The sequence below is a fragment of the Fibrobacter sp. genome, assembly GCA_017503015.1.
Taxonomy (GTDB): domain Bacteria; phylum Fibrobacterota; class Fibrobacteria; order Fibrobacterales; family Fibrobacteraceae; genus Fibrobacter.
Map to the genome: position 1 here is coordinate 1 of JAFVTX010000055.1, position 24,785 is coordinate 24,785.

A 24,785-nucleotide genomic window follows, 5' to 3' on the forward strand; every position below is an offset into this window, starting at 1 on the left:
ATCATGCCGATGCCACCGAAGATGCCTACGCCGAGGTAAGCAGCCCAGTTGCCCGGAGCAGCTTGAGACTTGTTCAAGATGTACATCATCAGGAGCATGCCGTAAATCGTCTGCGCAATCGGCGCGCCCACGAAGATGAGCAGCGTAAACAGCGCGTTCTTACCCTTGAGATACGCCTTCTTCCAGGCCCCGATGGCCGCCATGCCGGCAGTCCCGCAGCCCAGCGCAGAACCCACCGCGGCAAGGCCCAGGGCCGCCACCGCGCCGAGTTTCGCGAGCGTTAAAAGTTGAGCTTGATCCATACGTGTTACCTCGCTGGATTAGAGCACCATCATGGAGAACACGAGAACGAACAGGGCCACGGTTTCCACGATACCGAGCACCATCAGGTAGTTCACCATGCCCTTGCCGGTTTCACCGAGGGCGTCGCAGGCCACGGCCGCGGACTTGCCCTGGTACCAGGCAGAAGCCATCATGCCAAGCCCGCCGAAGATACCGGCACCGAGGCAGCCGCCCCAGTTGGTAAAGCCGGATTCAGCAGCCTTGCTCAGGATGAAGTTCATGAGCAACATGCCGTAAATCGTCTGGGAAATCGGGGCACCCACGAACACCAGCAAGGTGAAGAGAGCGCTCTTGCCCTGGGCATAAGCCTTCTTCCACATGGTGATGGCGGACATACCAGCCGTTCCGCAACCAAGGGCGGAGCCCATAGCCGCAATGCCAAGCGCAGCTGCAGCACCCATTTTAGCGAGAGTAACCATTGTATTCGGTTCCATTGTTTTTTCCTCATTAAGTAGCGGGAATCATCCCTTGGTTTAATTTTTCTGCTTGGCGAAGGGCGCGAACGCAAATCCGCTCCATTCCTGGCCAAGTCCATTTGAAAATTCGAGTGTATTCAGACGTACCGCGTGGACCGCGACGCCCATGACCGCAAGCGCGATGTTCAGGCCATGCACGAAGAGCAGCAAGAAGGCTGCACCGGCAATACCGACAGCGGAGCCGAACAGCGGCGAAAGCATGTCGTTGAACGCTTCGGCAATGGCCGCACCGGACATGCCCACAGCAAACAGACGGATGTAACTGATCACGTCGGTAAAGCTGTTCACCACGTCAAGCACGAGCATCGGGATGCTGATGAAGTCCTGCTTGAGCCTCTTGGGCGGCACCGTAAAGAGCACCAGAAGCACCGCTTCCACGATGAACATCGGGATGACGAACTTCGGCATGTCGATACCGAGCACCATCTGGCAGGCCAGGAAGAACATCACCCAGCAGCCGATGAGCCAGCCCACCTGCGCCATGAACGTGGAGTCCTTGCGCTTGATGCGCACGCACACGTTCCAGATATGAGCGATACTCAGGTGGACCACGGCGATGCAGAAGCAGAACAGCTGGATATGTTGCATCTGGGAGGCACCCGCCGCCTTGGGCACGAAGCTTTCGGGCAGCAGCGTAATCGACTGGGCGAAGGCCTTGTAGGCTTCGAACTTCGCAGGGTCAGTCGGTGCGCTCGTGCGGATCCAGAGCATCGCGTTCTTCAGCGGTTCAGGCAACCAGCCGTAGTTGGTGATGTCCAGGTAATATGTCCACCCCGCAAGCGCCGGAGAAAGTCCAAGGAAGCTTGCGTTGATGACACCCCACACGATGGTGGCGATGCTCATGAGGTAGATAAAGTGGAAACCAGCAGGGTTCGCCTTCGGCATCTTTTTGCGGGCAAAAAGCGCCAAACCGAGGAAGAGCAACCCGTAAGCGGTATCCCCCACGATCATCGCAAAGAAGATGCTGAAGAAGCAAAGGAACACGCTCGACACATCCACTTCCTTGTACCCCGGCGAAATGCCGATGATGTCGTAAAGGAACTGCATGGGACGGCTGAGCTTGCTGTAGGTCAACAGCGTCGGGATATCGTCGCCGTCGGCTGGGTCATCCACCAGGAGGCCCCAGCCGTGCTCGCGGGCGGCCTTCTCGAGTTCGCCCACGCGCGGTGCGGGGCAGAAGCCCTGCACGGCGGCGACGTTCTTGTCGCCCACCATCGAGGCTTCGGCTTCGACCATGCGGTAGTCGTCACCCACTTCGAGGAGCTTGTCCTCGATAGATTCCCTGACGCCCGAAAGTTCACCCAGGCGTTTCTCGACGCGGGCAAGCGTTTCCTTGGCTTTCGCTTCCATTTCGCGGTATTCGGCAAGCGACTTCTGCGGCATCGTGAGTTCGGTGAAGTTGCCCTTCACGGCGACAGGGGCTTCTCCCCTGCTCACGACAGCCACGTACTTGCCGTTTTCATCCTGGCCGAATTCCTCGATGGAACCTTCGCCATCGAGTTCGAACGGGATTTTACCGTCATGGAGCTGGTACAGTTTGACATAGATACCCTTCGCCTGCAAGGCTGCAGCCGTTGCGGGGTTCAGGTTCTTGAACATGGAAAGTTTAGTGAGTTCCTCTTCGGCCTGTTCCTTGTCGATTTCCGCCTGCTTGCTTTCGGCAACCAGGTTCTGGATTTCTTCGATAAGGCTTGCGGCCGGAGCGGCTTCCTTCACGGGAGTCACACCCTTCGGGGCCTTCTCGGGCACCACTTCCAAGGCCTTCTGCACGCGGTTCATTTCGCCGCGGGCCTTGTTCAACTTGGCGCCTGCAGCCGCCTGCAAGGGCGTGAGGTGCAAAATTTCAAGCGTACGGAGCGCCTGGAGCGTTTCCTCAACTGCACTTGCAACCGTCAGCACCGTCACTTTCTTCATAGGAGTAATCATGCGGCGGCCTCCTTCGCGAGTGCATCCTGGGCAGCGGTACGGGCGGTGGCCTTACCCTTCGCAAGCTTGCTGCGGGCAACGCCGGACGTCTGCTGGTCGCCCAGGAAGATGTTGATGACGCGGATATTTTCCTTCGCTTCGGGAATCTTCACCTTTTCGAACAGGTTCACGCGCTGGCTCGTGGTACGCAGTTCCTTCGAGAGGAGCTCGTATTGCTTTTCGAGCACGCGGCGTTCCAGACGCAGCGAAATCAGGCCCTGAAGGCTTCTGATACCGTCGTCTAGCCACACGGGCGTGGTGAAGAAATCCGGAATGGCGATATTAAAGTCTACCCCGTCATATGTCGGAATCTTCACGCCGGCGATGTTACCTTCGCCCTGGCGCACTTCCTTCACCGACAGGTACTTTGACCATTCGATGGGTTCGGCAAACAGCGAAATCCAAGAAGCCATGCTCTTGCGGAGCTTGTCCTCCTCTTCTCGCTTTGCCATCACCCTCTCCTGGAGCGTGCGCATTTCCATCTGCAGCTGCTGCTTTTTCAACAGCAACGTCGGCAGATAGCGCTGGAAGCGCTTCAATGCGTCGCGTTCCGCCTTGAGGGCGTTTTTAGTTAACTTGACCTTCGCCATATTACCCCTTCTTGGGCCAATATTCGTTGATCATCTTGGTCGGAATACCGGTTTCTTCAGGAGCGAAGCAGTCGGCAAGGATTTCCCAGCCAAGGTCCAAGGCACGTTCCAGCGGAATGTTCACGGAGAGGTCCATCATTTCCTTTTCGAAACGCTGGCCATACTTCAACAGTTTCTGGTCCCAGTTACTCATGTTGAAGCCCATGGACTGCTTTTCCAAAGTTTCCTTGTAGCTTGCGTACAGCTGAATCATGGTGTTCATGATGGTACGGTGGTCGCTACGGGTCTTACCGTTCACCTGCTGTTTCAAGCGGCTCAAAGAACCGAACGGTTCGATACGGCCCTTACGCAGGTAGAACTGACCTTCGGTAATGTAACCGGTGTTGTCCGGAACCGGGTGGGTCACGTCGTCGCCCGGCATGGTCGTCACAGCAAGAATGGTGATAGAACCGGCGTCGGTAAAGTCCACAGCCTTTTCGTAACGGCTCGCCAACTGAGAGTAAAGGTCGCCAGGATAACCACGGTTCGACGGAATCTGTTCCATCGTAATGGCGATTTCCTTCATGGCGTCTGCAAAGTTCGTCATGTCGGTGAGGAGCACGAGCACGTTCTTGCCTTCGGTGGCGAACTTTTCAGCCACAGCGAGGGATGCATCCGGCACGAGCAAGCATTCCACGATCGGGTCGGAGGCGGTGTGCATGAACATCACCGTACGGCTCAAGGCACCGTTCTTTTCGAGGAAGTCCTTCAGGTACAGGTAGTCATCGTGCTTCAGGCCCATGCCGCCGAGGATAATCACATCCACTTCGGCCTGCAAGGCAATGCGGGCCAAGAGTTCGTTGTAGGGTTCACCGGCGATAGAGAAAATCGGGAGCTTCTGCGAAACCACGAGCGTGTTGAACACGTCGATCATCGGGATACCCGTACGCACCATCGTCTTCGGGATGATACGCTTGGCGGGGTTCACGGAAGGGCCGCCGATAGTAATGCGTTCGCCATCCACTTCGGGACCGTTGTCGCGGGGCTTGCCTGCACCGTTAAACACGCGGCCAAGCAAGGCTTCGCTGTACGGGACCTTCATCGGTTCGCCAAGGAAGCGCACTTCGGAGTCGGTGGAAATACCGCGGGCACCTGCGAACACCTGCAAGTCCACCATGTCGCCGTCAATACGGATCACGCGGGCAAGTGATGTTCCGAACGAACTTGTCACCTGGGCAAGTTCCTGGTTTGCTACACCTTCGGCGCGGAGCGTAATCACGGAACCGGCGATGCGTTCAATACGATGGTATGCCACATTATGCATTAGCGGAAACCTCCTTCACGGAAGCAAAAATACTTTGTTCAAGGTCCTTGAATTCCTGGGAATCGAACTTGACACGGTTCCAGTCCTTCGTCGACTGAGTGAGCTTGAGGAAGAACGTACGGGCGACGTCCTTTTCGCTGAACTTCATCGGGGTCTTGAGGATGGTGTAAACCTTGTCGAACACGTACTTCTGGCGTTCGGCGGAGCAGGCGGCGTCGATTTCGTTATAGGCGTCCTGCTGCAGGTAAACGGAGTCCAGGTATTCGGACTTCAGATAAATCACGAAGTCGTCAATCGAGGTACCTTCTTCACCCACCACCTTCATCATGTTGTTCACATCCACGCCGCTTGCGAGGATGTGACGGGCTTCGGCAACCTTCTTGCTGTCGATGATGCCTTCGTACTTGGACCAGGAATCCAGCGGGTGGATTGCCGGGAAGCGGCGCTGGTCGGAACGTTCACGGCTAAGGCCGAGGAATGCGCCCACCACCTTCAAGGTAGCCTGGGTCACCGGTTCTTCGAAGTTACCACCTGCAGGCGATACGGAACCGCAAATCGTCACGGAACCGGTAGAGCCGTCCTTGAGGCGAACCACGCCACCGCGTTCATAGAAGGCGGCAATCACAGATTCGAGGTAAGCCGGGAAGGCTTCTTCGCCCGGAATTTCTTCCAGACGGCCGCTCATTTCACGCAGAGCCTGTGCCCAACGGGAAGTCGAGTCAGCCAACAGGAGCACGTTCAGGCCCATCTGGCGGTAGTATTCGGCGAGAGTCACGCCCGTATAGACGGAAGCTTCACGGGCAGCCACCGGCATCGAAGACGTGTTACAAATAATCAGCGTACGTTCCATGAGGGACTTGCCGGTACGCGGGTCAATCAGTTCAGGGAATTCGCGGAGGGTTTCCACCACTTCACCTGCACGTTCACCGCAAGCGGCCAAGATCACGATATCCACGTCGGCGTAGCGGCTCATGAGCTGCTGGAGCACCGTCTTGCCGGCACCGAAGGGGCCCGGCGTACAGAACGTACCGCCCTGCATCACGGGGAAGAACGTATCGATAATGCGCTGCTGCATGGTGAGGGGCTTGCTCGGGCGCAGGCGTTCTTCGTAGGCCTTGATCGGCATCTTCACCGGCCAGGTCTGCACCATGCTCACGTCCTGGGTTTCGCCCTTGTCGTTCTTGAGCTTTGCGACAACAGTTTCTACAGTGAATTCGCCAGCGGCAGAGACCGATTCCACAGTCCACTTGCCCAGCAGGCGGAACGGCACCATGATGCGGTGCGTGAACACGCCTTCGGGCACGGTGCCCAGCGTATCGCCCGCGACCACCACATCGCCCACCTTCGCGACCGGGGTAAACGCCCACTTCTTGTCGCGGGGGAGCGCCTTCAAGTACTTACCGCGCTGCAGGAAGAAGCCGCATTCTTCGGCAAGCTTCGGGAGCGGGTTCTGCAGACCGTCAAAGACCTGGGTCAAGAGGCCGGGGCCAAGTTCTACGGACAAAAGTTCGCCGGTGAATTCCACCTCGTCACCCGTCTTTAAGCCCGTGGTGTCTTCGAACACCTGGAGTTCGGCGTAGTCACCGCGGATACGGATGACTTCGCTCTTGAGGGGGATGACTTCGGACTTGCCGTCCTTGTTTTTCTGAGTAAGCTTGGCATACGCCACTTCGTTCTGGGACACGGCGCTTTCGAACTTGACGCGAATCAGGTTACCGTTGACGCCGATGATTTTTCCGATACTAGCCATTGAAAATGGACCTCCGGTCATTCCTGTGCCGCCGCAGAGGCGTATGCAGGATCGTTTGCATTAATAACATTCAACACGGCAGCGTCGCCCGCTTGTTCGGAGAGGCGCGCCCAACGTTCACAAATCTTCAGTTTGATCGCATAAGCGTAAACATGCTTGACGGTACCCTCGCCCACTCCCGCGAGCGAGTCCACAAGCCAGAAACGGGCCTTGTCGATATCCTGCTCTTTTTCCATAGGATTCGACTTGGCAAACGCATCTTGAATCATCTTGGCAAAAGCGACATCGTAACCCGGGAAGGACTTTTCCGTAAAACGGATATCGGGCCCCCATGCGCTTGCACGGAGCCTGCCCGAAACGTTCTTCATCTGGATTTCGTGGGCCTTGTAGGCGCGCACGAACTCGTCGTCGCACTCTTCGCATTCACCGTCATCCAGAAGCGCGTCCAGAGCCGCAAGTTCCGGCTCGGACAGCACGCCGATGCAGCGGTGGCGAAAATCTTCCATACTGAGCGGGGCTGGATCGCCGAACTCAATCATCGGAAGAGATGCCATCAAGTAAGAAGGACTGCTCATCAAGTACCCGCGTTACTTCGCCTGTGCGGCAGCGTTTACCACTCTGGCAAGTTGCGGACGGAGCAGGGCCGAAAGAGCGTCGGCCATTGCAGCTTCTGTAAATTCGTGGGTGACCTTGCCGCCATCGAGCTTGATGCGGAAGCCGAACTTGACACCCTTGTCGCTTTCGACCTTGACGCCGGCGGAAAGCTGCTTCTTGAACTCGCCCATCACGAAGGAGCTGAGCTTACGGGCATCGGCGTCGGAGAAATCCACCTCGATGTCGGAGGTATAGGACTTGGCTACCGTGAGGAGCATGCTCTTGACGGTGGATTCGTCCAGGGACTTCTCCACCTCGAGGTTCAACAGGTCCATAATCATCTTTTCGAGATTCTTGCCTACCGAAAGCAAAAGGTCGCGAGCGGACTGTTCAAGAGTGCGTTCGCTACGTTCCGTGAACGCTTCGGCGTCCTTGTCGGCCTTTTCCAGACGGGCGGACGCTTCGGCCTCGGCAGCCTTCACGATATCGGCCGCCTTTTCCTTGGCCTTGGCAATGATAGCCGCCGCCTCGTTTTCTGCTTTATCGACAGCATCTTTCTGGATGCGTTCCATAAGGTATTGCAAGTCTTCTGCCATATATATCTCCAATTACATATAAACGCTAAAAATGCCCCAAAAAAGGCATTTTTGGTCTTTGCTGTTAGGAATATACAAGTAAATTTCGAAAAAAGTCCAAAAAAATGGCAAAAAAAGCGAAAAAAAATTTTTTCCTGCAAAAAACGGGGAAAAAACAGGACAAAACGGCGATAAATTGCCGTAAAAGACCGTTTGTAAATCGCTTTTTACATTATTTGACGGGGGACGCCTCCCCCTCGGCCGAGCCGCGCTCGACCTACCCCCTCCCCTAGGGGTTTTACCCCTAAAACCCCTAAGCGACCGCTCGCTCGACATCTTGGGTGACGAATTCTCCGGTAACTCGCTCGCTCCCACCTAAAGGTGGCCATGTACACTAAGGCAACGAATTGCCATGGCAATTCTAGTCGCCAAGTGTCCAAAGGTCGCAACCGCCCCAGTTTAATAACTGGGGCTTTGTTGCTCACAGAAGCGACCGCTCGCTCACACCTAAAGGTGGCCATGTACACTAAGGCAACGAATTGCCATGGCAATTCTAGTTGCCAAATGTCCAAAGTTCGCAACCACGCCTCGTTAATACGAGGCGTTTATTACTCACAGATGGGGGCTCACCGGTTTTCGAGAAGTTTCTGCACATATTGTGCATAGGCCTGCAAACTCGGATCTCTCGCACCCATCAGCAGAATCGTGTCGCCGGGCTGGGCGTATTCCACCATTTTCTTGGCGCATTCGGTGCGGTCGGCGATGTAGATGGCTTCACAGCCCTTGAGCAGGAGGTCATCGGCAAGGTCACCGGCGCTGATGTCGCGGGTGACGGTGCCGCCGGCGTAATAGATTTCGCTGAAGAACATCACGTCGTTTTCACGGTCGTCGTCAAAGTCCTTGGGGCGAAGCGTCTTGGCGATAAATTCCACAAGGTCTTTGCGCAAGAATCTCGTGGGGCCAAAGCCGTGAGGCTGGAACCAGGCGATGACGCGGCCCTCGGTAAAGTCCTGGGCGCTCCTAATGCTGGCGGCAATCTTTGCCGGATTATGCGCGAAGTCATCCACCAGAGTCACGCCGTTGAAAGTCCCTAAAATCTGGTGGCGACGGAACACGCCGGGGAATGTCGCAAGGGCGTCGGCGCAAGTATGTAGCGTTACCCCTGCGCGGAGGGCGGCAGCCGTTGCGGCCAGGGCATTTTCCATATTGTGCTTGCCCGGGAGCGGCACCACGAACTTCACGAGTTCTGCATTGTGGCGCACGCGGAACTGAATGGACGTGCCGACTGACTTGAAGTCCGTGCCCTGCACGCCTACGTAATTTTCAAAGCCAAAATCGAATTCGCGACCGGCGCTGAACTTCTTGGCCAGCGGATGCGCATCGTTTACAATCAGAATCTTGCCGTTATCGAGAATGTTGTGGCTGAACTTAAGGAAGATTTCCTGGAGTTCGCTCAATTCCTTGTGATCCTTGTCCACATTCAGAATCAGGCCGATTTCGGGTTCGTAGCGCACCAGCGTTCCATCGCTTTCGTCCGCTTCGACCACGAGCCATTCACCCTTACCGGACACGGCGTTACCGATCTTGCCTTCTTTCTGCAAGTTCACGAGGCCCGCCCCCGTCATGACCGACGGCTGGAGGCCCGCATATTGCAGAATGTGGTAAATCATGGCGGTCACGGTGGACTTTCCGCTGGTGCCCGAAACGGCGATGGTCTTCGCCTCTTTCGAAATCTTCGCGAGCATTTCGCTGCGGTGCATTACCGGGATTCCCAGTTCCTTGGCGCGCTTGAGGTCCGGATTCGAATCTTCGATGGCGGTACTCACCACCACTGCAGAGAGGCCCGCGACAACGCCCGAGCCGTCTTGCGGAAAGCACTTGACGCCACATTCTTCGAGCTGAGTCATCACAAGCGGCTTTTCTGCCGCACCGAACTGGCGGTCCGAACCGCTAATAGAAACACCCTTGCCAACCAAATACTGGGCGATGGCACTCATGCCCACGCCCGCAACACCGATAAAAAAGTAAGATTCCATGGCAAATAATGTAGAAATTAACTATTAATAAAAAATTAAGCAAGAAGATCCTTCGACTCGTTTCACTCGTTCAGGATGACACACTTACAATTTCACATTACACATTACACACTACACACCTCCTCCCCTCCCCCATTTTTTTATATTAATACCACCACAAACACCTTTACGAGGAAAAAACAAAAAATGGCAAGAGCATTGATTATCGGTTGTGGCGCTGTCGCCACGGTTGCTATCAAGAAGTGCTGCACGGCAAGCGAAGTTTTCAGCGAAATCTGCATCGCTAGCCGCCACCGCGAAAACTGCGAGAAGCTGGCACAGGAACTGCGCCCGAACACGAAGACGGTCATCACGACTGCCGCCGTGGATGCGGACAAGGCCGAAAATGTCTCTAAGCTCATCAAGGAATACAAGCCCGACCTGGTGATGAACATCGCGCTCCCGTACCAGGATCTCGCCATCATGGACGCTTGCCTCGAATGCGGCGTGAACTACATGGACACGGCGAACTACGAGCCCGAAAACATCGACGACCCCGAGTGGCGCAAGGTCTACGACAAGCGCGTGAAGGAACAGGGCTTCAGCGCCTACTTCGACTACAGCTGGCAGTGGGCTTACAAGGAAAAGTTTGAAAAGGCGGGCCTCACGGCACTGCTCGGTTCCGGCTTTGACCCGGGTGTTTCCCAGGCCTACTGCGCCTACGCCCTCAAGCACCAGTTCGATACCATCGAAGAAATCGACATTCTCGACTGCAACGGCGGCGATCACGGCTACAAGTTTGCGACGAACTTCAACCCCGAAATCAACCTGCGCGAAGTTTCCGCTCCGGGCAGCTACTGGGACACCGACGCAAACGGCAAGGGCCACTGGGTTGAAATCCCGGCCATGAGCATCAAGCGCGAATACGTGTTTGACGAAGTGGGCAAGAAGGACATGTACCTGCTGCACCACGAAGAAATCGAATCGCTGGCCCAGAACATTCCGGGCGTCAAGCGCATCCGCTTCTTCATGACGTTCGGTCAGAGCTACCTGGACCACATGCGCTGCCTCGAAGACGTGGGCATGCTCAGCACCCAGCCTATCAAGTTCCAGGGCCAGGAAATCGTGCCTATCCAGTTCCTGAAGGCTCTCCTCCCGGACCCGGCAAGCCTTGGCCCCCGTACCGTGGGCAAGACCAACATCGGTTGCATCTTCAAGGGTACCAAGGACGGCAAGCCGAAGACTTACTATTTGTACAACGTTTGCGACCACCAGGAATGCTACAAGGAACTGGGCAGCCAGGCGATTGCCTACACGACTGGAGTGCCTGCCATGTGCGGCGCCATGATGGTGCTCACCGGCAAGTGGAACAAGCCAGGCGTGCATACCGTGGAAGAATTTGACCCGGATCCGTTCATGGAAGCCCTCACCAAGTACGGCCTCCCGTGGAAGGAAAACTTCAACCCTGTTCTCGTTGACTAGAGAGACTCAGAGCAATGAAAAAATGGCGCATTGACGATTCCCGCGACTTGTACAACGTCAAGGGTTGGGGCGTGAACTTCTTCGACATCAACGAGAAGGGCCACGCAACGGTTCACCCGCTCAAGGAAGGCGGTCCGGATATCGACCTGTACGACCTGGTGCAGGAACTTTCGCTCCGCGACGTCTCCACCCCGATGCTGCTTCGTTTCCCGGATATCCTAGACAGCCGCATCGAGAAGATCAACGAGTGCTTCAACAAGTCCCGCAAGGAATACGGCTTCAAGGGCAGCTACTACAGCATTTTCCCCATCAAGGTGAACCAGCAGCGCGCGGTCCTTGAAGAGGTGGTGCGCCACGGCAAAAAGTTCAACATCGGTCTCGAGGCCGGTTCCAAGCCCGAACTCCACGCGGTGCTTGCCAACATGGACAACCCCGACGCCCTCATCATCTGCAACGGCTACAAGGACGAAGACTTCATCGAGCTCGCCCTCCTCGCACAGAAGATGGGCAAGAAAATTTTCATCGTGGTTGAGAAGATGAACGAACTCCACCTGGTGGTGGAACTTTCCCGCCGTATCGGGGTGCGCCCCAACATCGGCATCCGCATCAAGCTGGCAAGTTCCGGCAGCGGCAAGTGGGAAGAATCCGGCGGATACCACAGCAAGTTCGGCCTCAACAGTTCCGAACTCCTGGAAGCGCTGGACTACATCAAGGAAGAGAAAATGGAAGACTGCATGAAGCTCATCCATTTCCACCTGGGTAGCCAGATCACGCATATCCGTAACATCAAGAACGGCCTTCGCGAAATTTCGCAGTTCTACATCCAGATTCGCAAGATGGGCATGAACCTGGAATTCGTCGATGTGGGCGGCGGCCTCGGCGTGGATTACGACGGCACCCGCAGCACTAACGCGAGCTCCGTGAACTACTCCATCCAGGAATACGCCAACGACGTGGTGTACGCGCTTTACGAAGCCTGCGAAGAGGTGAACCTCCCGCACCCGAACATCATCGCGGAATCGGGCCGAGCCCTTTCGGCCCACCATTCCATTCTGGTGTTCAACATTCTGGAAACCGCGAGCCAGGCCTTCTTCGACGACGAGGAACATGAGATTGGAGACGACGCTCCCGACGCCCTGAAAGACCTCTACGGAATTTACAAGGGACTTTCCCCCAAGAACCTGCTGGAAAGCTGGCACGATGCCATGCAGCTGAACGACGACGTGCTGAGCGGTTTCAAGGTGGGCGACTACGACCTGCCCACCCGCGCCATGAGCGAACGCCTGTTCTGGAGCATCGCCCGCGAGGTGAACCAGATTGCGTCCGAGCTGCGCCACCCGCCTTACGAACTGGCGGAACTCCCGCGCCTTTTGGCCGAAAAATACTTCGGCAACTTCAGCTTGTTCCAGAGCCTGCCCGACAGCTGGGCCATCGACCAGATTTTCCCGGTGATGCCAATCCAGCGTCTGGACGAAGAACCTACGGTAGAAACCACCATCCAGGATGTGACCTGCGACTCTGACGGAAAGATTGCGCTCTTTATCCGTGGCGGCGACGTGAGCCACACGCTCCCGCTCCACAAGCTCAAGAAGAACGAGCCCTACTACATCGCGGTGTACCTCGTGGGGGCCTACCAGGAAATCCTCGGCGACCTGCACAACCTCTTCGGTGACACGAACGCCGTCCACATCGTCTGTAACGACCAGGGCGGCTACGAAATCGAGAAGGTCATTGACGGCGAATCCGTGGAAGACGTGCTGGATTACGTAAGCTTTAGCGACAAGGCCCTGGTGCGTAACATGGAAAACTGGGTGACCCGCTCTGTGAAGGAAGGGAAGATCAGCCTGCAAGAAGGCAAGGAATTCCTGAACATCTACCGCAGCGGCCTGTACGGGTACACGTATCTGGAGTAATTCGGATTTCGGAATTATTTGGCTAGAAAAATAATTCCTAATTCATAATTCAAAAAGATCCTTTCTTAATTTTTACTATAATTACGAATGGGTAAAGAGGTGTGAAAGGGATGTTCCCGAGAATTTTCTCGGGAAAAGGTTGGGTAAATGAAACACACCGTTCTAGCTATTCTTGGCCTCGTCGCAGCGTCTATGGCTGCGACATACACTCCACCGTCTACGGCCGTAAGCAAAATAAACAGTTACCGCAGCTATTCGGAACTGACTAGTGCCGCCAGTGGCATGGATATAGACCAGTACGCCTACAACATGACCACATGGCAAATCAGTAACGGCGGGTTCTACAAGGCCATGGCCGACAAGTACAAAAGCCCTTACTCCAGTGGAAACAAGTCGGAATGGCGCAGCAAGGATGGCAAAGACCTGGGGACCATTGACAACAATGCCACCATCCAGGAAATGCGCCTGCTGGCGGTCCGCTACAAGGAGACGACCAATTCTACGTACAAGTCGGCATTCAAGTCCAGCTTCAATAAAGCCGTCCATTTCTTGCTTGACATGCAACGTTCTAGCGGTGGCTTTCCGCAAGTTTGGCCTAAACGCGGAAATTATTCGGACCATATTACCCTGAACGACAATGCCATGGTCCGAACTATGGTCACCATGATGGATATCGCAAATAGCAGTTCCCCCTTTGATAGCGATATTATTGACAATGCCACACGGGCAAAAATGCAAGCGGCTCTTGATAAAGCCATAGACTACCTGATTCGAGCCCAAATCATCAACAACGGCTCCCCCACCGTTTGGTGTGCCCAGCACGACACCGTCAATTACGCACCCCGCCCGGCCCGCGCATACGAACTGGAATCCAAGTCCGGCAGTGAATCCGCCGGAGTGGCCTGGTTCTTGATGAACTGGCCCAAGCAGACTCCTGCCGTGCAAAACGCCGTCAAGAGCGCTATCAACTGGTACAAGAAAACCAAGGTGACCGGACTTTATTTCAACAAGAGTGCCGGAACCTTTGATGTAAAAGACGGTAATGTCCTATGGTACCGTTTTTACGAAGTGGACAACGACAATTATTTCTTCTGTGACCGCGATGGTGCAAGCACCAAAACGCAGGATTTTACCAAAATTAGCGAAGAACGTCGCACAGGTTACCAATGGGCCGGAGACTATGGATCCGCACTTCTAAAAGCGGAATCCGCCTACCTTTCTGCCATCAATGGAATTTCTATTCCCGAAGAATACGGTCCGAATGCAGGCTCTGGCAGCACCAGCAGTAGCAGTAGTTCGACTGAAACAGCCATCCCAGTAAGCCAAAAAAAATCCTTCGATTTTGTCGTAGGCGTTGATGGAGATTTCAAGGCAGCCATGGCGGCCGCATCGGCCGCAAAACCCACTGAAAGCAATAGGTTTATCATCTTCTTCCCCGACGGTGAATACAACATCGGTTCAGTCACTGGCAACGAAAACCAGATGACCGAATTCAAGACCAGCTACGTCTCCTTTATCGGCCAAAGCGCCGAAAAAACCATTCTCTACAACAAGTCAAGCGAAGAAGGCATCAGCACAACCGCCACCCTTTACCTGCATGGGAGCGGAATCTACATGCAAGACATGACTATCCTGAACAAGGCAATCTACGGAAACGAGGCCAACTGCGGGAGCGCCTGCCGGCATGTCACCATCATGCAGCAGGGTGACAAGTTCATCTACAAGAACGTGAAGCTGCTTAGCGGACAAGACACCTACTACACCAAGATTAGTGGAGGCGTCGGACGTGCCTACTGGGACGGCGGCCATATCGAGGGAACGGTTGACTTTATCTGCGGAGATGGCGACATCTATTTTGATAGAACCGAACTGGTGATGCGTCGCAAAAGTGGATACCTTACCGCCGCGGCCACCACCACCCAATGGGGTTACGTATTCAATGGAGCCGTAATCAGCACAAGCGACGCAAGCTTTAACAATTCTTTCTACCTGGGTCGATCCTGGAAAACAGCAAAGACAGTATTCCTGAATTCCTCCATGCTGGCCTTGCCCAATGCCGAAGGCTGGGGACCGGACATGAACTCCGCCCCACAGGTATTCGGCGAGTACAACAGCAAGGATGGCAATGGAAACGCTGTCAACACAAGCCAGCGCAAAACGTACTTTAACGGAGGCAAGGACGCCTCAACCGCAACAACGCTCAAGACCGTCTGGAACGAAAGTGACGCAAAGGACTACACCCTTGCAAACATCCTGGGTGGCTCCGACAGCTGGACTCCCGAAAAGTATTCCGCCCAAGTCAAGGCCCCCACCGTATCCCTGGATGCAACCACTAAAACCATCACCTGGAATGCCGACGGTGCAGCCCTCTGCTGGGCCATATTCAAGAACGGGACCTTCGAGACCCTCACTACAGAAAATCAATACACCTTCAAATCTATTTCTGATAAAGATGTCATCACCGTCCGTGCCGCCAATTCCATGGGAGGTCTTGGAAATGCCGCTACAGCTTTACCGGCAAATGAAACGAGAATTACTCCCACAGTTCAAAAGAACCATTTTCAGTACACCTCGAGCATAAGAGCAAGGCTCTTTACGGTTAACGGGAAACTGCTCCGGGAAAGCCTCGGCTCACCCGTAAGCACTCACGGTTTAAACCGTGGCATCTATCTTCTGCAAATAGAAAACGGGAATATCCGCAAGCAGCAGCTGATTCAGGTACGCTAGAGCAAACCGCCCAGGCGGCCTTCACCAGTCTGTAAAAACTGATTCATATAGTCTTTAGCCGCCTGGCAGGCGTCGGGCAGGCTTTTGCCCAAAGCAATATTGGCAAGGATTGCCGACGAAAGATGGCAGCCCGTGCCGTGCTTGTCCACACCCTGGAGACGGGGTGAAGCAAACTTGAACTGTCCTTCGGCGGTCCAGAGGGTATCCACCGCATCGTTCCCCTGGGAATGCCCGCCCTTCAGAAGCAAGTCAAAATCCTTGCCCAGCGTGATCTCGTCCCGAGACGCCGAAAGGCCAAACCCGAAAAGGGCGAACTCGTCTTGATTTGGCGTAATCAGGTCCAGGCGTTTCATGATGGGCACAAAGTCGTCTTGGTCCATGTTCCGCAAAAAACGATAGCCCGCACTGGCACTGGCCACCGGGTCCCACAAGATGAAGGCGTCTGGCGACTTTTCCCGAACGAAATCCACTATTCTGCCCAGGTTCTTGGCGTGCTCCACCATGCCTATCTTTACGTACTTGAAGGTATAGGACTTGAACAGGGTGGAAAGTTGTGCCTCGATACGGTCCCAGATGACCCAGCCAGGCGTTACGAACTCGTTTTCGTTCTGCTCCGTCATGGCGGTGCACACGGCCTCGCCATAGACCCCGAAATGGGCCATGGTCATTACATCGGCGAGGATTCCCGCACCTGCAGAGCCGTCGAAACCGGCAATCGTGAGCGCCCTTGTCAATTTCTCCATACGGTTTCTAAAATACATAAAAATCGCAGGCAAAACTGTTTTTCGCCTGCAAAATATCTACATTTCACTTGTCATTTTTAAAGGAATTGAAAATGCCCCGTTTACGCGTTTTAGTTTTGATGGGCGGCCCCTCCACAGAGCACGATGTTTCCGTAGTGAGTGGCACCGGCGTGGTCCGCGCTATGGATCCCGAAAAGTATAACATCCACCCCGTATTGATTGACAAGGACGGCACCTGGCACTGGTCCGCAAGGGAGCTCTCCCCTTACCAGAAAGACAACTTCTCCGTCAATTATTTCCGCTCCCTGGAAGGCTCCGCCGCCGTGACCAAAAAATCTCCGGCCCTTTCGGAACTGCCCTCGGCAGATATCGCCTTTTTGGCCCTTCACGGCAAATGGGGCGAAGACGGACACATCCAGGCATTGCTTGAAAACTGGGGCATCCCCTACACCGGTTGTGGCCTTTTGGCTTCTGCACTTGCCATGGACAAGATCAAGTCCAAGGAAATCTACAAGGCAAACGGAGTCCCCACGCCCCCCTACCGCGTGATTTTCAAGCACGACTTCAACGGCGACACTTTGGTTAGCGTCTCCGACGAACTTGGATTCCCCCTGGTCATCAAGGACCCTCTGGGCGGCTCCAGCATCGGTATCGGCATCGCCAAAGATTTGGACGAGGCCGGCAAGATTGCAACGGATCTGTTCAAGGATTCCGACCGCCTGCTCTGCGAAAAATTCATCGCCGGCGAAGAAGCCAGCTGTGGGTACATTGAAGGTGAAAAACCCCTGCCGCCTACCGAAATGCGCATGACCACCCGCGAGTATTTTGACTTCGAAGCCAAGTACAACGGCGAATGCCAGGAGGTGACACCGGCCGAATTCAAACCCGAACTCACCGCCCGTATCCAGGAACTGGTGAAGAACGCCCACTACGCCCTGGGCGGTGCCGGCTACAGCCGTACCGACGTGCGTATCGACAAGGACGGGAACCTGTGGGCCATCGAGACCAACACCTTGCCCGGCATGACTCCCACGTCTCTGCTCCCGCAACAGGCGGCCTGCAACGGCATCACCTACTCCAGTCTCATCGACCTGATTATTGACAAGAGCCTTACTATCAGAAAGTAAATGAGTTGTGAGTTGTGAGTTATGAGGTTCAAGGTTCGAGGCGCGAGGCGCGAGGTTGAGCTTTCCCCATTACACACCTCACATTCCACATCCCACATTACACACATCACACCCCCATGTCCTTTGACCTCTTTGTAGACACCTCCCGAAAGGGAATTTCCATAGCCATCGCAGGAAAATCCGACGATGGGACTTGCGGGGCATTCTATAAAGAGATTGTGGACCCTGAAGCCCGGGGCGAGACCCTCAGCAGGAACCTGGACAACTTGCTGGAACAAAGCGGCATCGCCCTCCAAGATATCGGCCGGGTCATGGTGACTCTCGGGCCGGGCTCTTTTAGCGGGCTCAGGACCGGCGTGGCCTTTTGCCAGGGAATCTGCTTCAGCGGAGCCCGCAAACTCTACGGAGTATCAACGCTAGAGGCTTTGGAATGCTTTTCCGAGGCCCCCGACACAGCCGTCGTGGTAAAGGCTCGTAAAGATTACTGGTACCTGCGGCTCTGCGGTCAGGAGTCCTTCGATTCTACGGAAGAGGTCATCGCAAAACTCCGTGCGAGAGAACCCAAGTTCGTCGTGGTTGACGCTACCGCCCGTGACGACGTCCGCTTAACAGAATTTTTTACTGCCAAGGGTGTGAAAACCTTTCTCGACGACGGCAATCCCCTAAGCCTCTGGGCCAAGCTTTTCGAGAAACATCAACCGTCCCTGATTCAAGAAGCTAACTACATCCAGCCTTCCTATTTCGAGAAGGGACACTAAGCTTTAACGGGGTTTACCATGCCAATACGCCCCATGACCGAAGCAGACCTCCCCCATGTTTTAGCCCTGCAGTCGGCCCTCGCCTTCCAAAACTGGAACGAGAAACAATTTCTCTCCGAACTTCGCGCAAACTACGCCCTCTGTCTGGTGGACGAAGAAAACGGAGCTTTCGCCGGTTATGCCATTTTCCACCTGATGGAATCCGACTCAGAGCTTTTGACCATCGCCGTAGCTCCAGAATTTCAACGACAGGGAATCGCATCGGCATTCCTGTGCCATGGTCTGGGCAAATTGAATCAAGATAAAGGCGACCACTGCTTTCTGGAAGTCCGCGAAGGGAATACAAGTGCAAAAGCCCTTTACGAAAAACACGGATTCCAGCCGTACGGGAAGCGGGAGCGCTATTACGACGACGGTGAAACGGCTATATTGTACAAGTGGAAGATCTGCGCCAAGGAATTCAACATGCTATTGAAAAAAGACAAGCGAATCAAGAAGACATCAAAAAAATTTTTCGGCTTTGCCATAGCCGTTGCCTTTTTACTGGTGCTGTGTTTTTACTTGATTATGACCTGCAGCGGTAAGTGGCTTGTCCAACTAGATGAATTCAAGCACGTAAAATGGGTAGTCTTACTAGATGGCCAAGGCCAGGACATGGAGCGCAACGACATGGCCGCAAAACTATTGCGGGAACACAGGGTCGATTCGGTATTGATTCTTGGACGTCGTATTTACCGAGACCACTACAATACGGATTACTATGCCGAAGATCTGATGAAACAAGGAAACATTGACAGTAGCACCGTTTTTTTAGCCCGACACAATGACGCCTCCACAATTGAAGAAGCCTATACAATTATCCCCTGGCTCAAAAAAAGAAACGCCGACACGGTATTGCTGGTAACGGCCACCGCTGCAACAAAACGCGCCGCCAGGATATTCAACACCCTCGCCGGCGGCAAGCCTCACTTTATCGCTACTGACGGAGTTTCTGATTACTTCGTACCTGATGCATGGTATTCTAACCGGGAATCCATGAAAATCTGGGCAAAAGAATGGGGGGCCCTTCTGCTTTCTCATTTTGACCTGTGGAATATAGACACCATCGGGGTAGCGGACTCCGTGTACCTTGCACCTATTCGTTCCCTAACCGAAGAGCGAAGGGTTGATTTTATCGACTTGCAGAAGATGCTTCCCAGCGTCAAGCGAAAAATCGACACGCTGAGCACGCCACAACCCGCAGATACGACGGCCACACAATCCAAAGACACAACCACCGCCGGCAAAGATTCTCAAGCAGCAACCACAACGGCCAAGTAAAGCCGAGACACAAGTCCCTAGCCCCTAGATCCTAGCCCCTAAATCCTAGCCCCTAAAAACAAAAACTCCCCGCCGGGGTTACCGGCAGGGAATTTGAAAGATTCTTTAGCGGAAGTGCGGATATCTGATTATTGCGTCCGCACTACTAGCGCCGTGTAGAAATCTTACTTGGTGATGACGCGGGCCATTTCGCAAACCTTGTTGCTGTAGCCCCATTCGTTATCGTACCAGGCGCAGACCTTCACGAAGGTCGGGTCGAGCTGGATGCCAGCCTTGACGTCGAAGATGGAAGTGCGAGCGTCGTTGCGGAAGTCGGTAGAAACGAGAGCTTCGTCGGTGTAACCGAGGATGCCCTTGAGTTCGCCTTCAGAAGCTTCCTTCATGGCCTTGCAGATTTCTTCGTAGGTAGCCGGCTTTTCAAGTTCGGCAGTGAGGTCAACGAAGGAAACGTCGGAGGTCGGAACGCGGAGGCTCATACCGGTGAGCTTACCGTTGAGCTGCGGGAGAACCTTACCCACGGCCTTGGCAGCACCAGTGGAGGAAGGAATGATGTTTTCGAGGATGCCACGGCCACCGCGCCAATCCTTCTTGGAAGGACCGTCAACAGTCTTCTGAGTAGCAGTTGCAGCGTGAACGGTGGTCATGAGGCCGCGCTTGATGCCGAACTTGTCGTTCAGGACCTTGGACATGGGAGCCAAGCAGTTGGTGGTGCAAGAAGCGTTGGAGATGATGTCCTGGCCGGCGTAGGTCTGGTGGTTCACACCGTAAACGAACATCGGGGTAGCGTCCTTGGAAGGAGCGGACATGATGACCTTCTTGGCACCGGCCTTGATGTGGGCGCGGGCGAGTTCGTCGGTCAGGAAGAAGCCAGTGGATTCCACAACGACGTCAACACCGAGGGCACCCCAAGTGATGTTGGTCGGATCCTTTTCGGCGAACACCTGAATCTTGTTGCCGTCAACGATGAGGAAGTTGCCTTCGAAAGACACGTCGTGCTTGAAAGCGCCGTGCACGGAGTCGTACTTCAGCATGTAAGCGAGATAGTCAACGTCGAGGAGGTCGTTGATACCGACAACCTGAATGTCCTTGGAGAAGTTTTCCACAGCAGCGCGGAACACCATACGGCCGATGCGGCCGAAACCATTGATACCGAGTTTAAGAGCCATTATTGGATCCTTTTTGTTTGTTGTTGAAATTGCCACCTACCCAGTAGGTAAGTGCGTTCTTGGCTCCAAATTTACTAAAATTACACCGTTTAAGTAAGGTAGTTTTGAAAAAAATATTCATTAAAAAAGATATGAAGCCCCTAAAAAGAAGCCTCTGGTCCATAGGCCTTGTTCTATTGTTACAGATTTTGGCCTCCTGCGCCGGTAACGGCGAGCCCCTGACCGAAACAAGCCCCAAAAGTGCACCGGACGAAAAGGCCAAACCGGCCCCCACAGACGCCTTTTACGACGACGCCCCTGCATCCTCCGAGACACAAGACCCTGAACGCAGGTCGACAAGCGCCACTGCCCTGGATTCCAAGGGCTACCGTTTCAAGAATCCCGGTGGCGACTGGTCCATGATCGGCGGCGAAGACGGAGCCCCCTACGAATTCTACAACGCCCGCACCGGCCGGAGGGCGGTACTCCGGGAAGTGACCCTTGCCGAAGGCGAACCCATGAACCTGATGGACCGGGCCCGCATCGAGATGCAGAGTTTTGAGTCTAGCGGCAAAAAGGCGAGCCATGCCGAAACCTACCCCGAAGAGGCCTTCGGCGCCACGGGAGCCTTCTTCGATATCGTAGGCAAGCGTTATGACACACCTTACGAGGCGGTAGGCCTTGTCACGGGAAGCGGGAACCGCATCTACACCCTCACCCTATCGGCTTCGGACAACTTGCCCCCAGCAGGCGGCCTGAAAGAGGAATGGCGGGAATTTTTCGCCAGTTTCGAACTGAAAGAAATCCAGCGGGAAGAGGGCCCGGAGCTTTCTCCGGAGCACCTGCAGGACTACACCTCCGAGGCCCTGGGCTACCGCTGGGCGGTAAAGGACACCCTCTGGCATTTCTGGAACGGCATTTCCAAGCAGAACAACGACCCGGACCTGGTACTCACCAACAAGGACGAAGACGTTTCCTTCTTTATCTACGGAGCCATTGTGCCCGCCGAAGAGGTTTCCTCCCAGGACCTGTTCAAGGTACTGCTGGTTCGACTTGGCGTGGACCCGAACGAGCCCAGCCTAGAAAGCAGGCGGGTCAAGGTTGGAGACCGCTACGCTCAGGAGTTCACCCTCACCCATACGGTAAACCGCTTTGACTTCAGTTACAAGGGCCGGTTCTTCTACGAAGACGGCCGTGGCATTTTGGCCGTAGCCTGGACCCAAGGGATCAACAAGAAGAAATACGGCAAGGTCATGGACAATGCCATTGAAGGGGTAACTGTCGGAGCCAAGCCCGAACAGGCCAGCGATGCCGAATCCGCCAAGAAGCAGGCCAAGTTCAACGCCGCCGTCATGAGCCAGGTGGGAATTCTACGGTTGCTGGAAGACCAGCCCCTGGTAGCCCTCAGTTACTTCGAACGGGCCAACAAGATGGACCCGGAAGAACCCCTGTACCTGATCAACTGCGGGTTCGTCTATCAGCTCAAGGAACTCTATGGCCCTGGCATCAGCCACTTCGAAAGCGAGATGGAACTGGTCCGCAAGAACGGCAAGCTGCTTTCTATTCTGGGAGAAATGTACGAGGCGGTATTCGACTACGGCCGGGCCCGTGAATGTGCCGAAGGGGCCCTGCAGTACACCCCAAACAACCCGGAATACGTCATCAACCTGAGTGACGCCCTGTGGGGCCTTGGCCAGCGGCACCAATCCCTGATCGTGGTGCAGAGGCTCTACGACACCCAGCCCAGCAGCCGCCTGGGAGTTTACCTCGCCAAGACCTACATGGGGCTTGACCAGTACGCCGAAGCGGTGGATATCCTGTACGGCGTGCGGGGAAGATTCGGCATGAGCAAGGAACTGGGCGAAACCCTGATGGATGCCCTGATGTTCCTGGGACGCTACGAAGAAGCACGGGCCATCAGCGAAGAGACCCTCGCCAAGGCGCAGAACGACTACAAGATTTGGACCATGCACGGGAAAATCCTTTTCTACTCCCGCAACTACCGGGAAGCGGAAAAGGCCCTGACTAAGGCGCTTTCCCTGAAGCCCGACAACGAAGACGCCAAGAGTTTCCTCAGCGCCACCAAGGCGTTTTTGGGCAAGGCGGACAACCGCACCCTGCAAAAGCCTATTGCCCCCATCGAAAAACGCACTGACGACCTGAAGAGCCTGCTTTCACCCACCGCAAAGAAAGCCGCCGTGGATGGGGACTTCCCCGCCGTGGTCCATTACAGCAAGGAACTGCTCAAGGCCGAAAAGAACGAGCCCTGGGTCCGGAGCGAAGAGATGCTCATGGAAATCCTGGACATTCGCGGGGCAGCCATCTACAGGGAATTCACCTTCGACTTTTTGCCGGGCTACGACCGAATTTACCTGAACGCCCTTGAAGTCTATGACTCCACCTGGACACTGAAACAGAAGGCCAGCCTCTCCGGAGCCTACATCACCTACGCCACAGAAATCGGCGGCGGAAACGAATCCCAGACCGCACACTTCCCCTTGCAGGAACTGGCCCCCGGTGACTTTATATACCTGCAGTTCAGCCGGACCGCCATCGAGACCAAGGGCATGATTCCCTACACCGATTACGTGAGCAGCCGGGATATTCCCGTGGGACAGTCCATTTTCCGCATCTACGCCGACACCAGCCGCTTTACTACCGAAGAATACGGCACACTTGAACGGAACAACATCCAGGGCGGTCGGGAATGGAAAATCGAGAATCCCGTGGTGGTCCGCAAGGAAATGTACATGCCCGTCTATCGCGATTTCGGTTCGGGCCTGATGCTTACAGGCAAGCAGGAATGGAAAGACGTGGGCGACGATTACCAGAACCTGATACAGCACCAGTTCAAGCAAGCCGTCAGCGTGCGGGAAAAGGCCTTCGAAGTCCGGGGCAACAAGATCGGCGACGAGGCCGTAAAGGCCATCGTGCGGTTCGTGCGCCACGACATCCGCTACCGCGATGTCCGCTTCGGCGGTCACAGCCTGATTCCCCAGACCGCCGAAGTGACGCTCAAGGAGCGTCGTGGCGACTGCAAGGACATGGCGCTCCTGCTCAAGGAAATGCTTGCGGCCATCGGAGTCAAGAGTTACCTCTCCGCCATCCACCTCACCGAAGAAGGCTTCGAGCACCTGCCCACCATCCAGCAGTTCAACCACATGATCCTCTACATCCCCAAACAGGACAAGGTCAGCGAGATGTGGGTGGACGCCACCGACAAGACGGGCAACGACCGCCCCGTTCCCCTGGACATGGAAGGCAAGGTAGCCCTGATTATCGACGGCGACAACAGCCACGTGGTCACCACACCCATCCTGGAAGACAATCAGGAACACCAGATTGCCATAGACCACCGCCTGTTCATCGGCGAGAACGGAGCCTGTGAATTCCGCGACTCCGTAACCCTGCAGGGCAAGTTTGCCAGTTCCATCCGTAACCGTTTCTTCGGTCGCGAAACCAAGGAACAGGAACAACTGATGGAAAACTTCCTCTCCGAAGGCGTGCCCGACGTAAGCATCGGAAACATCCGCATCGAAAATCTGGACGCCTTCAACAAGCCCCTGATTCTTGTGACCACTTACGCCTCCAAGGGTTACTTCGGCCAGGGCGCCTCCGAACTCAAAGGGCGCTTCCCCAACGTGTGGGAACGGAGCCTCTTCAAGCTCCCGAAGGTCTCCAAGCGCCACCACCCCATCCGCATGCCTCACGAGACCCAGTTCAGCTATCACCTGACCGTCAAGGCGCCTAGCGGCAAATCCGTAGGCATCACGGGACCGAAGCCACTGAATAGAGCCCCCGATTACGTGAGCTTTGAGAAGGCTGAAGCTACAAGCGGCGAAACGGGTATCAAGTGGACCACCTTCGCCCTGTACGCCGACCCCAGCGAATACGAAAAAATCCGCGAAGAATGGAACTACCTGCTCAGCGAGACAAGCCCGCTGATCGTGGTGAAATAAA

The 24,785-nt window shown here is 55.0% G+C and carries 18 protein-coding genes and 1 pseudogene; 8 read left to right on the forward strand and 11 right to left on the reverse strand.

The features are described from left to right. From IKB43_10200 to IKB43_10240, 9 genes are all read right to left on the reverse strand, one after another. Positions 1-302 (reverse strand): V-type ATP synthase subunit K (locus IKB43_10200; GenBank protein MBR2470496.1); only part of this gene is annotated, 302 nt, incomplete at its 3' end. A gap of 18 nt (positions 303-320) precedes the next feature. Further along, on the reverse strand, positions 321-776 hold the full coding sequence (locus IKB43_10205) for a V-type ATP synthase subunit K (protein ID MBR2470497.1): 456 nt from the start codon (positions 774-776) through the stop codon (positions 321-323). A gap of 39 nt (positions 777-815) precedes the next feature. Further along, positions 816-2,744 carry an ATPase gene (locus IKB43_10210; protein ID MBR2470498.1) on the reverse strand — a complete coding sequence of 643 codons (1,929 nt, stop codon included), beginning with the start codon at positions 2,742-2,744 and terminating at the stop codon, positions 816-818. Then, a complete protein-coding gene (locus IKB43_10215) occupies positions 2,741-3,373 on the reverse strand; it encodes a V-type ATP synthase subunit D (protein MBR2470499.1) in 633 nt (210 codons plus the stop codon). Before IKB43_10215 ends, IKB43_10210 begins: the two co-directional genes overlap by 4 nt. Position 3,374: 1 nt before the next feature. Next, positions 3,375-4,676, reverse strand: coding sequence for a V-type ATP synthase subunit B (locus tag IKB43_10220; GenBank protein ID MBR2470500.1), 1,302 nt, complete (start codon positions 4,674-4,676; stop codon positions 3,375-3,377). Further along, positions 4,669-6,426 (reverse strand): V-type ATP synthase subunit A, encoded by a 1,758-nt coding sequence (locus tag IKB43_10225; GenBank protein ID MBR2470501.1) that lies wholly within the window; start codon positions 6,424-6,426, stop codon positions 4,669-4,671. The genes IKB43_10220 and IKB43_10225 overlap by 8 nt, the downstream gene beginning before the upstream one ends. A 17-nt stretch (positions 6,427-6,443) precedes the next feature. Then, complete coding sequence (locus tag IKB43_10230) at positions 6,444-7,001, reverse strand: DUF2764 family protein (GenBank protein ID MBR2470502.1); 558 nt, start codon at positions 6,999-7,001, stop codon at positions 6,444-6,446. A gap of 12 nt (positions 7,002-7,013) precedes the next feature. Beyond that, on the reverse strand, positions 7,014-7,616 hold the full coding sequence (locus tag IKB43_10235) for an ATPase (GenBank protein ID MBR2470503.1): 603 nt from the start codon (positions 7,614-7,616) through the stop codon (positions 7,014-7,016). A 605-nt stretch (positions 7,617-8,221) separates the two neighbouring features. Further along, positions 8,222-9,631, reverse strand: a complete 1,410-nt coding sequence (locus IKB43_10240) for a Mur ligase (GenBank protein ID MBR2470504.1) — start codon at positions 9,629-9,631, stop codon at positions 8,222-8,224. A 186-nt stretch (positions 9,632-9,817) separates the two neighbouring features. Between IKB43_10240 and IKB43_10245 the strand changes: the two genes are divergently transcribed. The 4 genes and pseudogenes from IKB43_10245 to IKB43_10260 all read left to right on the forward strand — a co-directional run bounded on the left by IKB43_10245 (position 9,818) and on the right by IKB43_10260 (position 15,732). Then, positions 9,818-11,092 carry a saccharopine dehydrogenase family protein gene (locus tag IKB43_10245; protein ID MBR2470505.1) on the forward strand — a complete coding sequence of 425 codons (1,275 nt, stop codon included), beginning with the start codon at positions 9,818-9,820 and terminating at the stop codon, positions 11,090-11,092. Positions 11,093-11,106: 14 nt separating this feature from the next. Continuing rightward, on the forward strand, positions 11,107-13,005 hold the full coding sequence (speA, locus tag IKB43_10250) for a biosynthetic arginine decarboxylase (GenBank protein MBR2470506.1): 1,899 nt from the start codon (positions 11,107-11,109) through the stop codon (positions 13,003-13,005). Between the two features lie 147 nt (positions 13,006-13,152). After that, positions 13,153-14,232: pseudogene (gene pelA, locus IKB43_10255) on the forward strand (pectate lyase). A gap of 150 nt (positions 14,233-14,382) precedes the next feature. Continuing rightward, on the forward strand, positions 14,383-15,732 hold the full coding sequence (locus IKB43_10260; GenBank protein ID MBR2470507.1) for a hypothetical protein: 1,350 nt from the start codon (positions 14,383-14,385) through the stop codon (positions 15,730-15,732). Here IKB43_10260 and IKB43_10265 read toward each other — a convergent pair. After that, the gene (locus IKB43_10265) at positions 15,729-16,466 is read right to left on the reverse strand and encodes a hydroxymethylpyrimidine/phosphomethylpyrimidine kinase (protein MBR2470508.1); all 738 of its coding nucleotides are present in this window, start codon (positions 16,464-16,466) and stop codon (positions 15,729-15,731) included. The two genes, IKB43_10260 and IKB43_10265, sit on opposite strands and share 4 nt — an antisense overlap. A 101-nt stretch (positions 16,467-16,567) precedes the next feature. On the opposite strand from IKB43_10265, the gene IKB43_10270 reads away from it, so the two are divergent. From IKB43_10270 to rimI, 3 genes are all read left to right on the forward strand, one after another. Further along, on the forward strand, positions 16,568-17,602 hold the full coding sequence (locus IKB43_10270; protein ID MBR2470509.1) for a D-alanine--D-alanine ligase: 1,035 nt from the start codon (positions 16,568-16,570) through the stop codon (positions 17,600-17,602). A gap of 116 nt (positions 17,603-17,718) precedes the next feature. Continuing rightward, a complete protein-coding gene (gene tsaB, locus IKB43_10275; protein MBR2470510.1) occupies positions 17,719-18,360 on the forward strand; it encodes a tRNA (adenosine(37)-N6)-threonylcarbamoyltransferase complex dimerization subunit type 1 TsaB in 642 nt (213 codons plus the stop codon). Positions 18,361-18,378: 18 nt separating this feature from the next. Continuing rightward, positions 18,379-19,680 (forward strand): ribosomal protein S18-alanine N-acetyltransferase, encoded by a 1,302-nt coding sequence (gene rimI, locus IKB43_10280; protein ID MBR2470511.1) that lies wholly within the window; start codon positions 18,379-18,381, stop codon positions 19,678-19,680. Between the two features lie 164 nt (positions 19,681-19,844). On the opposite strand, the gene gap is transcribed toward rimI, so the two are convergent. Then, positions 19,845-20,846 carry a type I glyceraldehyde-3-phosphate dehydrogenase gene (gene gap / locus IKB43_10285; protein MBR2470512.1) on the reverse strand — a complete coding sequence of 334 codons (1,002 nt, stop codon included), beginning with the start codon at positions 20,844-20,846 and terminating at the stop codon, positions 19,845-19,847. A gap of 131 nt (positions 20,847-20,977) precedes the next feature. Between gap and IKB43_10290 the strand changes: the two genes are divergently transcribed. Further along, the gene (locus IKB43_10290) at positions 20,978-24,784 is read left to right on the forward strand and encodes a hypothetical protein (protein ID MBR2470513.1); all 3,807 of its coding nucleotides are present in this window, start codon (positions 20,978-20,980) and stop codon (positions 24,782-24,784) included. Position 24,785 lies beyond the last annotated feature (1 nt).